The sequence below is a fragment of the Microbacterium sp. SGAir0570 genome, assembly GCF_005491085.2.
GTDB classification, from domain to species: Bacteria; Actinomycetota; Actinomycetes; order Actinomycetales; family Microbacteriaceae; genus Microbacterium; species Microbacterium arborescens.
In genome coordinates this window covers 1,534,039-1,547,738 of sequence record NZ_CP027929.1, presented here as the reverse complement: position 1 = coordinate 1,547,738, position 13,700 = coordinate 1,534,039, and the positions used below count along the sequence as shown (strand labels likewise).

The following is a 13,700-nucleotide window of genomic DNA, read 5'->3' as shown; positions in this document are numbered from 1 at the left end:
GGGTCGCCCAGGTGTCGTGACGTAGAATTCCGTGTGCTTCCCGACACGATCTCCCCCTCTTCCCTCGCGCCCAGCGGCATCGATCCGGCCGACCTCGCCGCGACGCTCCGCGTTCTGGACCAGCTCGCCGACATCGACCACACCCACCCGGACTACGTCACGGTGCGACGCGCGACGGCGGCGATGTTCAAGGCTGCGAAGAAGGTTCGGCGCCGCGAGATCCGGGATGCCGTCGCCTCCGCCGACCGCGCCGTGGTGCACGCCACCGCGACCGGCGCCCCCGACCGCATCGACGACGAGACCCGCGGCATCCCGATCTCGTCGTCGACGACCGCTCCGATCGCCGGCACCCTCATCAAGGCGCGCGCCTGCTACATCTGCAAGCAGCCCTACACGATCGTGGATGCCTTCTACCACCAGCTGTGCCCCGACTGCGCGGCGCTGAGCCACGCCAAGCGCGACGCCCGCACCGATCTGACGGGTCGCCGGGCTCTGCTCACCGGCGGGCGGGCCAAGATCGGGATGTACATCGCCCTGCGGCTGCTGCGCGACGGCGCACACACCACCATCACCACGCGCTTCCCTCGCGATGCGGTGCGCCGGTTCACGAGCCTTCCCGACTCCGCGGAATGGATCGACCGGCTCAAGGTCGTCGGCATCGACCTGCGCGATCCCGCTCAGGTCGTCGGGCTCGCGGATGACGTCGCCGCGGCCGGTCCGCTCGACATCCTGATCAACAACGCGACGCAGACGGTGCGGCGCTCCCCCGGCGCCTACCAGCCCCTCGTCGACGCCGAGCTCTCACCGCTGCCGGACGGACCGCTGCCCGAGCTGGTCACCTTCGGCCACACCAACGACATGCACCCGCAAGCGCTCGAGCGCTCGGTGAACGCGCACCCGATCCTCGCCGCCGCGGCCTCGCGCGCCGACGAACTCACCGAGCAGGCGATGGCCGCGGGCTCGAGCTCGCTCGAACGACTCGCTGCCGGGACGGCGATCGACGCCGGCGGGCTCATTCCCGATCTCCACAGCGTCAACTCGTGGACGCAGCGCGTCGGCGACGTCGACCCGCTCGAGATGCTCGAGGTGCAGCTCGCCAACACCACGGCCCCCTTCCTCCTGGTCTCGAAGCTGCGCGCCTCGCTGGCTGCGAGCCCGGCTCGCCGCACCTACGTCGTCAACGTCAGCGCCATGGAGGGCGTGTTCAACCGCGGTTACAAGGGGCCCGGCCACCCGCACACGAACATGGCCAAGGCCGCCGTCAACATGCTCACGCGCACGAGCGCCCGCGAGATGTTCGAGACCGACGGCATCCTGATGACGAGCGTCGACACCGGATGGATCACCGACGAACGTCCCCACCCGACCAAGGTGCGTCTCGCCGAGGAAGGCTTCCACGCCCCGCTCGACCTCGTCGACGGCGCGGCACGCGTCTACGACCCGATCGTCCGCGGCGAGGCCGGCGAGGATCTGTTCGGAGTCTTCCTCAAGGACTACTCCCCCGGCGCATGGTGAGGCTCCCTGCCCCCGGCAACCGCGTGGTCGTCCGCTACCTGCTACCGACGGGACAGGCCACGGATGCGCTCGGCGAGCTGCTGAGCGCGGACGACGAGCTGGTCGTGGTCGACGGCAAGCGCGGTGTGGAGCGCATCCGCCGCTCGGACATCATCGCGGCGAAGCCCGTGCCTCCGCCGCCCGCGCCGCGGCCACGCCGCGCCTGACGCTCGCTCCTGCGGCGCGCGAACGCAAGAGCCCGCGAGCCGATGACTCGGACTCGCGGGCTCTCGGTTGCGGGAGTCGTCCGCACTCAGGCGTCCGCGCGCACCAGGATCTTCGCCCCGGCCCCACCGCGGAGCTTCTCGATGGCGCCGACCACACCGTCGATCGGGACCTCCTCGACCCATCCCGTCGTGTCGTAGACGCCGCGCGACATCGCGTCGATGACGGCGTCGAAGTCGGCCGGAAGGTACGCCAGCGCACCGGCGATCTCGGTCTCGGCCATGACCAGTTGCGTCGGCGAGAACTCCATCGCGCGCTCGTGGATCGCCACGACGACGAGGCGCCCGCCGGGCACGAGGCTCGCGAGTCCCGACGTGATAGCCGGTCCGGCGCCGGCGGCATCGAACGCGACGTCGGCACCTCGTCCGCCCGTGAGCTCGGCCACAGCGGCGGCGAGGTCGCCCGACACGGGGTCGACGACCGTCGCACCGAGCGCGGCGATCGTCTCACGCCGCGATGCGCTGGGCTCCGACACGAGGACCCTCTCGACGCCGTGCGCCTTGAGAGCGAACCAGACGCCGATGCCGATGGGGCCGGCGCCCGCGACGATTGCGGTCTGTCCCGCTTTCACGAAGGAGCGCTCGACCGCGTGCCACGCGACGGCCATGGGCTCGACGAGGGCGCCCATGCGCAGGTCGACGTTCTCGGGGAGCTTGTGCAGCATCGAGGCCGGAACCGTCGTGTACTCCGCCATCCCGCCGCCAAGCGAGCTGAGTCCGTGGAAGCCGATGTTCTGGCAGGCGTTGAACATGCCCTTCTCGCACGCGGGGCACTCGCCGCAGTAGTAGACGGGCCAGACTGCGGCACGATCGCCGACCGAGACCCCCTCGACCCCGTCGCCGACCTCGACGACGGTTCCCGCGAACTCGTGGCCGAGGATCTGCGGAAGCTGCGCACCGGTCACCGGGTGCGGCTCGTCGAGCGTGAGGCCCGCGGCTTCCGGAGCGTAATAGACGTGCAGATCCGACCCGCAGATGCCCGCGAAAGCGTTCTTCAGCTTCACCTGGCCTGCGCTCACCGTGGGTTCGTCGACGTTCTCCACACGGAGGTCTTCCTTCGCGTGGAACACTGCTGCCTTCATCGTGATCTCCTCTCGTTCGGCTGCATCACCGCAGCCACCATTCCGGTGAGGCGGCGAGGATCGCCCTCGTCGCCCACGCCACGTCGTCCGCGCCCGAGCGCAACCAGACTTCGATCGCCGCCACCGTCCCGCCGGCCGCGTATGCGACGGCGATCTCTCGCGTCGACTGGTCGGCGATCGCGGGCGGCTCGATCTCGGGATGCCGCTCCAGCCATTCCTCCAGCCCCCGGGCGATGACGCGCTCGAGCACGTCACGGATGGGCGCGGCGAGAGACGGATGCAGCGCACCGCGGTACACATCGGCTCGCGCTCTGACGTGTGCGAGCAGGCGATCCTCGGCGATGGTCAGCGAGTCGAGCTCGCCGACATCGGCCAGCACATCGGCGAGCTCGACTCTCAGCGCGTCGGCGACGAGCGACACGGGCGCGTCGGCATGCCGGTAGAACGTGTCGCGCGTCACGCCGGCCGCGCGGCAGATCTCCGAGACCGACAGATCCGTGAGGGGACGGACAGCAGCCAGATCGAGGGCCGCCCGGCGCAGTGCCTCTCGGCTGCGCAGCGACCGCGGGTCCATGACCCCAGCCTATCCGACACCTGTCAGACAGTGGGCGGCTCGCTGCCTGATTCCGCCTCACCCGCAGCGCCCATGCCGGAGTCCTCCGCCTCCGCCGCGATCGGGACCGCGAGGGGAATCGAGATCGACGCGATACCGCCCCCGCCGAGCAGGTCGCCCGCAGGGTCGGCGGGCGGCGGCTCGTCGGGCAGCAGCTCGGCGTTCGACTTGCGGCGCGCGGGCTCGGAGGGCAGCCCCGCCCACTCGCTCGGTTCCTCGGGTCGCTGCATGAAGAGTCCCATGTGCCCATTCTCGCTCGATGGGCACGGCTCGGCCGCTCTCACGGCGAACGCAGATCAAACGGAAAAGCCCCGCCGAAGCGGGGCTTTTCTCGAAGCTGGGGTACCTGGACTCGAACCAAGAACAACTGAACCAGAATCAGCCGTGTTGCCAATTACACCATACCCCATGGTCGGTTTGACCTCAGTCGCACCGAGGATCAACTATACCCGACGGATGCGGTGAGGCCTAACCGAGCGCCGCCCGGGCGCGTCAGCCGACGCGCTGGACGAGCGCGTCGAGCCGGCGGATGGTCTCGGCCTTGCCGAGCAGCTCCATCGACTCGAACAGCGGGGGCGACACGCGACGTCCGCTGAGGGCGACGCGCAGCGGGCCGTAGGCGACACGCGGCTTGAGCCCGAGCCCCTCGATGAGCGCGGGCGCGAGGGCATCCTGCACCGCGGCGGCGGTGAAGCCCTGCTCGGGGACGAGCTCGAGGGCGCCGACCGACGCGACGAGCACCTCCCCCGCGTTCGCCGGCAGCCCCGAGAGGGCATCGTCGTCGTACGCGACCTCGGAGCGGAACAGGAAGCCGAGCAGACCCGGTGCGTCACCGAGCAGCTGCATGCGCTCCTGGACGAGGGGCGCCGCGGCCTCGAGGATCTCGCGCTGTGCCGCCGTGGGAGGGTTCTCGATCAGGCCGGCGCCGGAGAGGTAGGGCACGAGGCGCTCGGCGAAGTCGTCGGGCGCGAGCATCCGCACGTGGTCGCCGTTGATCGACTCGGCCTTCTTCTGGTCGAAGCGCGCCGGGTTCGGGTTCACGTCGGCGATGTCGAACGCGGCGATCAGCTCGTCGCGCGTGAAGACGTCGCGGTCGGGCGCGATCGACCAGCCGAGGAGCGACAGGTAGTTCAGCAGCCCCTCGTGGATGAAGCCCTTCTCGCGCTGCAGGAAGAGATCGGCCTTCGGGTCGCGCTTCGACAGCTTCTTGTTGCCGGTCTCGCCGAGGACGAGGGGCATGTGGCCGAACCGCGGGACGAAGTCGGTGACGCCCGCCTCGATGAGCGCTGCGTACAGCGCGAGCTGACGGGCCGTCGACGGCATGAGGTCCTCGCCGCGCAGGACGTGCGTGATTCCCATGAGCGCGTCGTCGACGGGGTTCACGAACGTGTAGAGCGGGACGCCGCCGGCGCGAACGATGACGAAGTCGGGGTACGATCCCGCGGGGAAGGTCACCTCGCCGCGGATGAGGTCGACGAAGGTGAGGTCGTGGTCAGGCACGCGCAGGCGCCACGCGGGCTCGCGGCCCTCGGCGCGGAAGGCGGCCTTCTGCTCGTCGGTGAGGTCACGGTCGAAGTTGTCGTAGCCGAGCTGCTTCGCGCGGCCGTTCGCCTCGTTGCGGGCGTCGATCTCCTCGGCGGTCGAGTACGACTCGTAGACGACCCCGGCGGCGATGAGCTTGTCGAGCACCTCGCGGTAGATCTCGTGGCGCTGCGACTGGCGGTACGGCGCGTGAGGGCCGCCCTTCTCGACGCCCTCGTCCCAGTCGATCTCGAGCCACCGCAGCGCTTCGAGCAGCTGCTGGTAGCTCTCCTCGCTGTCGCGCGCGGCGTCGGTGTCTTCGATGCGGAAGACCATCTTGCCGCCGTTGTGGCGCGCGTAGGCCCAGTTGAACAGGGCCGTGCGGATGAGGCCGACGTGCGGCAGACCGGTCGGCGACGGGCAGAACCGCACGCGGACATCGGTTCCGGTGGCGGTCGTGGTGGCGGGGTGAGGTGCGGTGGACATCCCCTCCAGCTTAGTTCTCGTGAGAGTCGCCGCCGGTGAGCTCGGCGACGACGGCCCGCAGGTGCCCCAGGACCGATGCCACCGCGGGAACCCGGCCCGCACCGCCCGCAGACACCGCGTGTATGGCGCGGCGTTCGCTCGCGGGAAGCGGTCGCGTCACCACACCGGGGAGGAGGGGGAACGACGCGACCGCGAGTCCGGGAAGCGTCGCGACGCCGATCCCCTGTGCCACGAGCTGCTCGACCGCGACGAAATTGTCGGTCTCGAAACGGATCTCGGGGTCGAACCCGGCTCGGCCGCACACCTCGAGCAGATGGCCGCGGCAGCGGGGGCATCCGGCGATCCAGGCCTCGAGCGCAAGAGGGGCGATCTCCATCGCACCCACGCCGTGGGCGGCGGGGTGGCCAGCAGGCAGAACCGCCAGCAGGTCGTCGTACCCGATGACCTCCGCGTCGAGTCCCCGAGCGTTCTCGCCATGCGGGTCGCTCCGATCGCCCGGGTAGCCGAAGGTCAACGCGATGTCGGCTCGATCCGCGCGAACATCGGCGATCGCCTCGGGCGGCTCCGCCTCGACGTACGTCAGGGTCAGCCCTGGTTCCGCGTGAGCCAGCCGATCCATGAGGCGCGGCAGCACCGTCGGCGAGGCGGAAGGGAAGCCGACCATGCGCACCGTGCCCGACCGCAATCCGGCGAGCTCGGCCAGTTCGCCCGAGGCCGCCTCGATGACCGTCGCGACCGCCGCGGCATGCCGGGCGATCACGCGACCGGCTTCGGTGAGCCGCATCCGCCGCCCGACCCGCTCGACGACCGGCACGCCGAGACGCTGTTCGAGTCGCTTGATCTGCTGGCTCACGGCCGGCTGGCTGTAGCCCAGAGCCGACGCCGCCGCAGTGATCGACCCGCCGTCGGCGATGGCTCGCACGACGCGCAACTCGGTGACGTCGAGACGATAGTCCGGGGTGTCCATGCAAAAAGATAACTAGCTGTGATGGTTTGCATGCAAATCCTGCCGTAGACCAATAGATCGCGATCGCCCAGCCTGGATGCATGGAGAAGATCACCCTCGCACCCGAAGCGCTCCACGCCGCGTTCACCGGGTCGCGCGGATATCTCGCCGCGTGCAGCACGGGTCTGCCGACCACCGCGACACGGGCGGCGGTCATCGCCGACCTCGACGCCCGACCCGACCTGGTTCACTACGCTGACGTGGCCGAGCGCTGCCGCGCACATTTCGCCCGATTGATGTCGACGGTGCCCGACCGCGTGGCCATCGGGTCGCAGACGTCGGTCCTGGTCGGACTGATCGCGGCTTCCCTCCCCGATGGTGCGACCGTGCTGTGCCCCGAGGGCGAGTTCTCCTCACTCGTTCTCCCGTTCGCCCACGCCGGGCGCGGCATCCGGGTTCGCGCCGTCGCGCTCGCCGACCTCGCCGGCGCCATCACTCCCGACGTCGACCTCGTCGCATTCTCGATCGTGCAATCGGCCACGGGAGAGGTCGCCGACGCGGCGGCGATCGTCGCGGCCGCGCGGCGGCACAACACCCGCACGCTCTGCGACGCGACACAGGCGGCCGGTTGGCTCCCCCTCGACGCCGAGCAGTTCGACGCCCTCGTCTGTCACACGTACAAGTGGCTGTGCGCGCCCCGCGGCGTCGCCTTCCTCGCGCTCTCCGACGGTTTCGCAGCGACGCTCATGCCCCTCCACGCCGGGTGGTACGCCGGCGAAGACCCCTGGGCTGCGTGCTACGGGACCGACGCGACCCTCGCCCGCTCCGCCCGACGCTTCGACGTGTCACCCGCCTGGCAGGCGATGGTGGGCGCGGAACCGGCCCTGGCGATGTTCGCGGATGCCGACCCTGCGGCCCTGCACGCACGGGTCACCGGTCTCGCCGCGGCGTTCCGCACGCGACTCGGACTGCCCGAGCCGCTGCACGCGAGCCCCATCGTCACGTGGCCCGACCCCGCCGGCGCGGATCTCACACGGCTCACAAGCGCCGGCGTGGCGGCATCCGGCCGTCGCGGCAATGCGCGCGTCGCCTTCCACGTCTTCAACGACGAGGCCGACGTCGAACTGGCTGCGAACGCTCTCCTCGCCTGATCAGCCGAGGAGAGCGATGGGCGGCCTCGTCAGGCGGTCAGCACCCATGCGGTGGTGCCGATGGCGTCGGCGATGTGGGGATCGCCCGCGAAGTCGATGCCGTCGGTGAAGAAGCTGATGATCACCAGCGCGAACATCAGCGCGATGGAGAGGAAGAGGATCGCGCTCGAGACGAGGGCGATGATCAACTGTGCGCGGTGACTCATGACTCCACGGTGCCAGCCTTCCGCCCCGGAGCAAAATGCTTGCCGCAGGGCGGCCGGGCGGCTAGAGCTCGACCGGGCCGGTGGCGGCGTCAGCCGAGTGCGTCGATCGGGCCGCGCGAACGCCACCGATCACGACGACCGCGACGACAGCGAGAGCGCACGCAGCCAACCCCGCGAAGCCGATCAGGCCCAGCACTCCCCCGGCGACGGCAGCCCCCGCGGCGCCGACGACGTTCATGATCTCGTCGCTGCGTCCCTGACGCGTCGTTCGCCGCTCCGGCGACGACGCCTCGGTGAGCAGCGCCGATCCCGCCACAGTGGCGCCGCTCCAGCCGAGGCCGAGCAGGATCAGCGAGAGGGTGACGGCCAATGTCGAGTCGGCTCCCATCGCGGCGACGACGAGCGAGGCGGCGAGCAGAGCCTGACCGATCAGGATCGTCGCCACACGCCCGAGGCGGTCGGCGAGGATGCCGAAGACGGGTGACAGCGCGTACATGCCGGCGATGTGCAGGCTGATGGTGAGCCCGACGACTGTCAGCTCCGCGCCGTGGTGGACCAGATGCAGGGGCGTCATCGCCATGACCGACACCATGACCCCGTGCGATCCGGCGATGGCGAGCAAGGCGTAACGGGCGGCACCGGGCCGGTCGGCGTGCGTCCGACGCGTCGCTGACGCCTGGGGTGCGCCGGCGCTCGACGTACGCGCGAGCAGCAGCGGGTCGGGCCGCAGAGCGACGAGATACAGGGCGATGGCCAGCAGCTGCGCGACCGCCGTGAAGAGGTACGGCCCGGTCAAAGGAGGCATCCCCACCGCGTCGCCGATCGCCTCGCCGGCACCGATCAGGTTCGGCCCCAGCACAGCGCCGATGGTGGTCGCCCACACGACGATCGAGAGGTCACGCCCGCGCGTGCGGTCGGTCGCGAGATCGGTGGCAGCGAACCGGGATTGCAGATTGGCGGCCTGACCGGCGCCGATCATCGCGAAGGCGATGAGCAGCACGGGGAACAGCCCCGACGCGGTGCCGACGACGACGAGGACCACCCCGACGAGAGCCAGCAGCATGCCGAGGGCCAGTGCCGGTCGGCGACCCGCCCGCGACGCGAGCGAGGCCAGCGGCATCGCGAGCAGCGCGGCGCCGAGGGTCACCGCCGCGGTCGGAAGACCCGCGAGCGCGTCGTCACCCGTCAGCCGTTCGGTGATGACCGCGCCCAGCGAGATGGTCGAGCCGAAACCGATGCCGCCGAGCACCTGACCGAGCGAGAGCACGACCAGCGCACGCCGACGGACCGCGTCGCGCGCGCCGACCGCGGCGGCCGCGGTCGGAACCGGGAGAATCTCCCTGTCAGGCATCCCGGACGATGTTGCGCAGGATGCCGAGACCGTCGATCTCGACCTCGACCACATCACCCGCGACGAGGGGGCCGACGCCCGCGGGCGTCCCCGTCAGGATGACGTCGCCCGGGAGCAACGTGAACGCTGCGGACGCGTAGGCGATGAGATCGGCGATGCCGTGGACCATGTCGGTCAGCGGAGCACGCTGCTTCTCGTCGCCGTTGACTCGCGCCACCAGCTGCGCCTGCGCCGGGTCGAACTCGGTCTCGATGGCCGGTCCGAGCGGGCAGAACGTGTCGAAGCCCTTCGCGCGGGTCCATTGCCCGTCGCTGCGCTGCAGGTCGCGCGCGGTGACGTCGTTGGCGATCGAGTAACCGAACACGTGGCTCAGCGCGTCGGCGGCTGAGACGTTGCGGGTGACCTTGCCGATGACGACGGCCAGCTCTCCCTCGAAATCGACCTGCTGCGACTGCGTCGGCCGGACGATGGCGTCGCCGGGACCGATCACCGAGGTGTTCGGCTTGAAGAACAGCAGCGGCTCGGCGGGGACCTCGTTGCCGAACTCGGCGGCGTGCTCGCGGTAGTTGCGGCCGACGGCGATGATCTTCGATCGCGGGATGACCGGAGCGAGCAGCACGGCGTCGCTGAGCGCCACGCGCTCGCCCGTCGTGTCATAGCCCGCGTACATCGGGTCGCCCGCGAGCGTCACCAGATCAGTGCCGTCGAGGATGCCGTAGCGGATGGCCTCGTTGTGCGAGAAACGTACGATCTTCATCTCAGGCGTCCAGCCGCACGAGCCAGCCGTGCTTGTCTTCGCGACGTCCGTACTGGATGTCGGTGAGCTCCTCGCGCAGCGACAGGGCGAGCTCGCCGACCGGCTGCTCGTCGAAGAAGTCGCGGCCCTTGAGAACGCCGATGGGGGTCACGACGGCAGCTGTACCGCAGGCGAAGACCTCGACGATGTCTCCGGATGCCACGCCCTGGCGCCATTCGTCCAGCGAGACGGCACGGCCCTCGACCTTGTGCCCGCGGTCGCGCGCGAGCTGCAGGATCGAGTCGCGGGTGATCCCCTCGAGGATCGAGTCGGACTGCGGCGTGACGATCGTGCCGTCCTTGTAGACGAACACGACGTTCATGCCGCCGAGCTCCTCGACGTTGCGGTCCTGGTCGAGGAAGACGACCTGGTCGCACTCGTTCTCGTACGCCTCGGCCTGCGGGAGCAGGCTCGACGCGTAGTTGCCGCCGGTCTTAGCAGCACCCGTGCCGCCCTTGCCTGCGCGGGCGTAGTCCTCGCTGAGCCAGATCGACACGGGCTTCACGCCGCCGGTGAAGTACGCGCCCGCCGGGCTCGCGATGAGGTAATACGCGACCTTGTTCGCGGGGCGCACGCCGAGGAACGCCTCCTTGGCGAACATGAACGGACGCAGGTAGAGCGACTGATCGGCACCCGAGGGGACCCAGTCGCCGTCGACGGCGATGAGCTCGCGGAGCGACTGGATGAACCATTCGACCGGCAGCTCGGGCAGTGCGAGGCGGCGCGCAGAGCGCTGCAGCCGTCGGCCGTTCTGATCGGGTCGGAAGGTGTGCACCGACCCGTCCGCGTGACGATAGGCCTTGATGCCCTCGAAGATCTCCTGGCCGTAGTGCAGCACCGCCGCAGCCGGATCGAGGGTGATCGGCCCGTAGGGCTGGACGCGCGGGCGGTGCCAGCCGCCGCGCACCGACCAGCAGATGTCGACCATGTGGTCGGTGAAATGGGTGCCGAACCCGGGGTTCGCGAGAATCTCGTCGCGTCGGGCGGCCGGGGCCGCAGCGAGGTTTCGGGTAACGGTGAACTCGAGGGGTTCGAGTCCGGCGTCGGGATCGTTTTCGAGGAGGGTCATCTGTCTTCCAAGCGGATGTCGGGCGGCGGGCGGATTCCAGGCTACGCCTGGAGGCGAGCCGCGATCGCGTCGCCGATCTGCGTCGTGGTGCGTGGCTCCGAGCTGCGGTCGGCGATGTCGGCCTCGACGGCGTGGGTGACGCGTCGGGCGGCTTCCGTGAGCCCGAGATGATCGAGCAGCAGCGAAACGGAGAGGATCGCGGCCGTGGGGTCGGCCTTCTGCTGGCCCGCGATGTCGGGCGCCGATCCGTGGACGGGCTCGAACATCGAGGGGAACGCGCCGTCGGGGTTGATGTTCCCCGAAGCGGCGAGGCCGATGCCTCCGGTGACGGCGCCGGCCAAGTCGGTCAGGATGTCGCCGAAGAGGTTGTCGGTGACGATCACGTCGAAGCGGCCCGGGTTCGTGACCAGGAAGATCGTCGCCGCGTCGACGTGGAGATAGTCTACGGCGACGTCGGGGTGCTCGGCGGCCACCTCGTCCACGATGCGCTTCCAGATCCCGCCCGCGTGCACGAGCACGTTCGTCTTGTGCACGAGCGTCAGCTTCTGCCGCCGGCGCTCGGCCAGATCGAACGCATAGCGCACGACACGCTCCACACCGAAGGCGGTGTTCACCGAGGTCTCATTCGCGACCTCGTGCGGGGTGCCGCGGCGGATGCTGCCGCCGTTGCCGACGTACGGCCCCTCCGTGCCCTCGCGCACCACGACGAAGTCGATGTCGCCGGGCTCGGCGAGGGGGCCGGGCACGCTCGGGTACAGCTTCGACGGACGGAGGTTGACGTAGTGGTCGAGCTCGAAGCGAAGCTTCAGCAGGAGCCCGCGCTCGATGTTGGCGTCACGCAGCCGCGGATCGCCCGGCACTCCCCCGACGGCGCCGAGGAGGATCGCGTCATGGTCCGCGATCGCCCGCAGGTCTTCGTCGGTGAGGGTGTCGCCGGTCTCGAGGTACCGGGCCGCGCCGAGCGAGAAGCGCGTCTTGTCGATGACGACATCGGTTCCCGCTACCGCCGCGTCGAGCACCTTCTCGGCCTCGGCGACGACCTCGGGGCCGATTCCGTCGCCCGGAATCACGGCAAGTTTCACGACGCGCGACATCGCTCTCCTCGTTCTCGGCGGCGCGGCACGCCGATCGCTCAGTGCTCGGCGGGCCGCGAGTGGGATCCCTTCAGCGTAGTGGCCGCGATGATCCCCGCGCAGACGACCAGTACGGCGCCGATCGTCGCCGTCACGCCGACACCGGAATCGAAGGCGTGCGCCGCGGCATCCAGCAGCTGACGGCCAACGGAATCGGGCAGATCCTGTGCGACGTTGACGGCGCCCGCGAGCGTCTCCCGCGCCGCGTCGGCCGCCTCGGCGGGCACACCCTCGGGCACGGCCATGCCGAGCCGGTACATCGCCGTCAGGATGCCGCCGAGCACCGCCGTTCCGAGGACTGCGCCCACCTCGTAGGCGGTCTCCGAGACGGCGCTCGCCGCGCCGGCCTTGGCGGGAGGAGCGCTCGCGAGCACGAGCTCGTTCGAGACCGTCTCCGCAGCTCCGATGCCCATGCCCAGCAGCGCGAAGGCCAGCACGAGCTCGATCATGCTGTCGGGCTCGGTGAGCAGAGCGATCATGACGTAACCGGCGGCCGAAAGGGTCAGTGCCGCGGGGACGACGACGCGAGGCGACACCCGGCGCGAGATCGGCACGACGCCCAGGCCCGCGACGATCATCATGGTCAGACCGGGGACGAGGGCGAGCCCCGCCTGCAACGGCGACAGGCCGACGATCAGCTGCAGATGCTGCGTGACGAAGTACAGGAAGCCCACGAGCGCCACGACGCTCAGCAGGTTGACCAGCAGCGCGCCGCTGAAAGTGCCGCGCGAGAACAACCGCATGTCGAGCATCGGCTCGTTCACGCGGAGCTGGCGCCGCACGAAGAGCCACCCGAACACCAGTCCGAACGCGAACAGCACCGGCGGCGTGATGCCCCAGCCCTTCACCGCGAAGTCCTTGATGGCGTAGACGATCGGCACCATCGTCAGCATCGACAGAGCGATGCTGATTGGATCGATGCGCCCCGGGCGGGGATCGCGGCTCTCGGGAACGAGGAAGGGCGCGAGCACGAGCAGCGGCACGAGAACCGGTACCGCCATGAGGAACACCGATCCCCAGCTGAAGTGCTCGAGCAGCACACCACCGACGATCGGACCGAGCGCGGCGCCCGCCGAGAACATCGAGGCCCAGACCGCGATGGCGAGGCGGCGCTGGTCCCGGTCGGTGAAGATGCTGCGCAGCAATGAGAGGGTCGAGGGCATCAGCATGGCGCCGAACACGCCCATCGCGGCCCGAGCGGCGATCAGGAGTTCGGCGCTCGGGGCGAAGGCCGCCAGCGCGGAGACCGTCGCGAACCCGGTCGCACCGATCAGCAGCATCCGACGACGACCGAACCGGTCTCCGAGCGATCCCATCGTCACGAGGAGACCCGCGAGGATGAGCGGGTACACGTCGATGATCCAGAGCTGCTGGGCACTCGTCGGGCTCAGCGCGCGAGCGATCTCGGGCAGCGCGAAGCTGAGCACCGTGTTGTCCACCGACACAAGCAGGACCGGAAGCATGAGCACGCCGAGTGCGGCCCACCCCCGCCAGCCGACGCGCCGGCCCTGTCCGTCTGCGATTGCGATCTCTTCTGTCAACGTCATTAGTTCACCGTCCAGCCGGTA

The 13,700-nt window shown here is 70.0% G+C and carries 14 protein-coding genes and 1 tRNA gene; 3 read left to right on the top strand and 12 right to left on the bottom strand.

Annotated elements, in window-relative coordinates; all coding sequences use genetic code 11:
• The first annotated feature begins 33 nt into the window (after positions 1–33).
• Entirely contained in the window at positions 34–1,515 is a 1,482-nt protein-coding gene (locus C1N74_RS07340) for an SDR family NAD(P)-dependent oxidoreductase (RefSeq protein WP_137750271.1), read from the top strand.
• Positions 1,509–1,721: a hypothetical protein gene (locus C1N74_RS07335; protein ID WP_023951041.1), complete on the top strand. Its 213-nt coding sequence runs from the start codon at positions 1,509–1,511 to the stop codon at positions 1,719–1,721. The genes C1N74_RS07340 and C1N74_RS07335 overlap by 7 nt, the downstream gene beginning before the upstream one ends.
• Positions 1,722–1,807: 86 nt before the next feature.
• Here C1N74_RS07335 and C1N74_RS07330 read toward each other — a convergent pair whose 3' ends face one another.
• The 6 genes from C1N74_RS07330 to C1N74_RS07305 form a co-directional block, all read right to left on the bottom strand.
• The gene (locus C1N74_RS07330; RefSeq protein WP_137750270.1) at positions 1,808–2,860 is read right to left on the bottom strand and encodes a 2,3-butanediol dehydrogenase; all 1,053 of its coding nucleotides are present in this window, start codon (positions 2,858–2,860) and stop codon (positions 1,808–1,810) included.
• Between the two features lie 25 nt (positions 2,861–2,885).
• Positions 2,886–3,434, bottom strand: a complete 549-nt coding sequence (locus C1N74_RS07325) for a TetR/AcrR family transcriptional regulator (RefSeq protein WP_071918193.1) — start codon at positions 3,432–3,434, stop codon at positions 2,886–2,888.
• A 23-nt stretch (positions 3,435–3,457) separates the two neighbouring features.
• Positions 3,458–3,715 carry a hypothetical protein gene (locus tag C1N74_RS07320; protein WP_064956657.1) on the bottom strand — a complete coding sequence of 86 codons (258 nt, stop codon included), beginning with the start codon at positions 3,713–3,715 and terminating at the stop codon, positions 3,458–3,460.
• Between the two features lie 95 nt (positions 3,716–3,810).
• A tRNA-Gln gene (locus C1N74_RS07315) sits at positions 3,811–3,882 on the bottom strand.
• An 83-nt stretch (positions 3,883–3,965) separates the two neighbouring features.
• The gene (gene gltX, locus C1N74_RS07310) at positions 3,966–5,480 is read right to left on the bottom strand and encodes a glutamate--tRNA ligase (RefSeq protein WP_137750269.1); all 1,515 of its coding nucleotides are present in this window, start codon (positions 5,478–5,480) and stop codon (positions 3,966–3,968) included.
• A 10-nt stretch (positions 5,481–5,490) separates the two neighbouring features.
• The gene (locus C1N74_RS07305; protein WP_023951051.1) at positions 5,491–6,447 is read right to left on the bottom strand and encodes a LysR family transcriptional regulator; all 957 of its coding nucleotides are present in this window, start codon (positions 6,445–6,447) and stop codon (positions 5,491–5,493) included.
• A gap of 80 nt (positions 6,448–6,527) precedes the next feature.
• On the opposite strand from C1N74_RS07305, the gene C1N74_RS07300 reads away from it, so the two are divergent.
• Positions 6,528–7,577 carry an aminotransferase class V-fold PLP-dependent enzyme gene (locus C1N74_RS07300; protein ID WP_181405592.1) on the top strand — a complete coding sequence of 350 codons (1,050 nt, stop codon included), beginning with the start codon at positions 6,528–6,530 and terminating at the stop codon, positions 7,575–7,577.
• Between the two features lie 29 nt (positions 7,578–7,606).
• Here C1N74_RS07300 and C1N74_RS16395 read toward each other — a convergent pair whose 3' ends face one another.
• The 6 genes from C1N74_RS16395 to C1N74_RS07275 all read right to left on the bottom strand — a co-directional run bounded on the left by C1N74_RS16395 (position 7,607) and on the right by C1N74_RS07275 (position 13,679).
• Positions 7,607–7,783: a hypothetical protein gene (locus C1N74_RS16395; protein WP_023951053.1), complete on the bottom strand. Its 177-nt coding sequence runs from the start codon at positions 7,781–7,783 to the stop codon at positions 7,607–7,609.
• 61 nt (positions 7,784–7,844) lie between these two features.
• Positions 7,845–9,134, bottom strand: coding sequence for an MFS transporter (locus C1N74_RS07295; protein WP_137750268.1), 1,290 nt, complete (start codon positions 9,132–9,134; stop codon positions 7,845–7,847).
• Entirely contained in the window at positions 9,127–9,891 is a 765-nt protein-coding gene (locus C1N74_RS07290) for a fumarylacetoacetate hydrolase family protein (protein ID WP_023951055.1), read from the bottom strand. Before C1N74_RS07290 ends, C1N74_RS07295 begins: the two co-directional genes overlap by 8 nt.
• 1 nt (position 9,892) lies before the next feature.
• Positions 9,893–10,999 carry a branched-chain amino acid aminotransferase gene (locus C1N74_RS07285; protein ID WP_023951057.1) on the bottom strand — a complete coding sequence of 369 codons (1,107 nt, stop codon included), beginning with the start codon at positions 10,997–10,999 and terminating at the stop codon, positions 9,893–9,895.
• Between the two features lie 41 nt (positions 11,000–11,040).
• Positions 11,041–12,093, bottom strand: a complete 1,053-nt coding sequence (locus tag C1N74_RS07280; protein ID WP_064956661.1) for a 3-isopropylmalate dehydrogenase — start codon at positions 12,091–12,093, stop codon at positions 11,041–11,043.
• Positions 12,094–12,131: 38 nt separating this feature from the next.
• Positions 12,132–13,679, bottom strand: a complete 1,548-nt coding sequence (locus C1N74_RS07275) for an MFS transporter (protein ID WP_137750267.1) — start codon at positions 13,677–13,679, stop codon at positions 12,132–12,134.
• Between the last annotated feature and the right edge of the window lie 21 nt (positions 13,680–13,700).

What these genes read in the sequence shown, in the direction of transcription:
- C1N74_RS07335 (WP_023951041.1), top strand. Translation starts at nt 1,509, where the DNA reads ATGGTGAGGCTCCCTGCCCCCGGCAACCGCGTGGTCGTCCGCTACCTG.
- C1N74_RS07330 (WP_137750270.1), bottom strand. Translation starts at nt 2,860, where the DNA reads ATGAAGGCAGCAGTGTTCCACGCGAAGGAAGACCTCCGTGTGGAGAAC.
- C1N74_RS07325 (WP_071918193.1), bottom strand. Translation starts at nt 3,434, where the DNA reads ATGGACCCGCGGTCGCTGCGCAGCCGAGAGGCACTGCGCCGGGCGGCC.
- C1N74_RS07320 (WP_064956657.1), bottom strand. Translation starts at nt 3,715, where the DNA reads ATGGGACTCTTCATGCAGCGACCCGAGGAACCGAGCGAGTGGGCGGGG.
- gltX (WP_137750269.1), bottom strand. Translation starts at nt 5,480, where the DNA reads ATGTCCACCGCACCTCACCCCGCCACCACGACCGCCACCGGAACCGAT.
- C1N74_RS07305 (WP_023951051.1), bottom strand. Translation starts at nt 6,447, where the DNA reads ATGGACACCCCGGACTATCGTCTCGACGTCACCGAGTTGCGCGTCGTG.
- C1N74_RS07300 (WP_181405592.1), top strand. Translation starts at nt 6,528, where the DNA reads ATGGAGAAGATCACCCTCGCACCCGAAGCGCTCCACGCCGCGTTCACC.
- C1N74_RS16395 (WP_023951053.1), bottom strand. Translation starts at nt 7,783, where the DNA reads ATGAGTCACCGCGCACAGTTGATCATCGCCCTCGTCTCGAGCGCGATC.
- C1N74_RS07295 (WP_137750268.1), bottom strand. Translation starts at nt 9,134, where the DNA reads ATGCCTGACAGGGAGATTCTCCCGGTTCCGACCGCGGCCGCCGCGGTC.
- C1N74_RS07290 (WP_023951055.1), bottom strand. Translation starts at nt 9,891, where the DNA reads ATGAAGATCGTACGTTTCTCGCACAACGAGGCCATCCGCTACGGCATC.
- C1N74_RS07285 (WP_023951057.1), bottom strand. Translation starts at nt 10,999, where the DNA reads ATGACCCTCCTCGAAAACGATCCCGACGCCGGACTCGAACCCCTCGAG.
- C1N74_RS07280 (WP_064956661.1), bottom strand. Translation starts at nt 12,093, where the DNA reads ATGTCGCGCGTCGTGAAACTTGCCGTGATTCCGGGCGACGGAATCGGC.
- C1N74_RS07275 (WP_137750267.1), bottom strand. Translation starts at nt 13,679, where the DNA reads ATGACGTTGACAGAAGAGATCGCAATCGCAGACGGACAGGGCCGGCGC.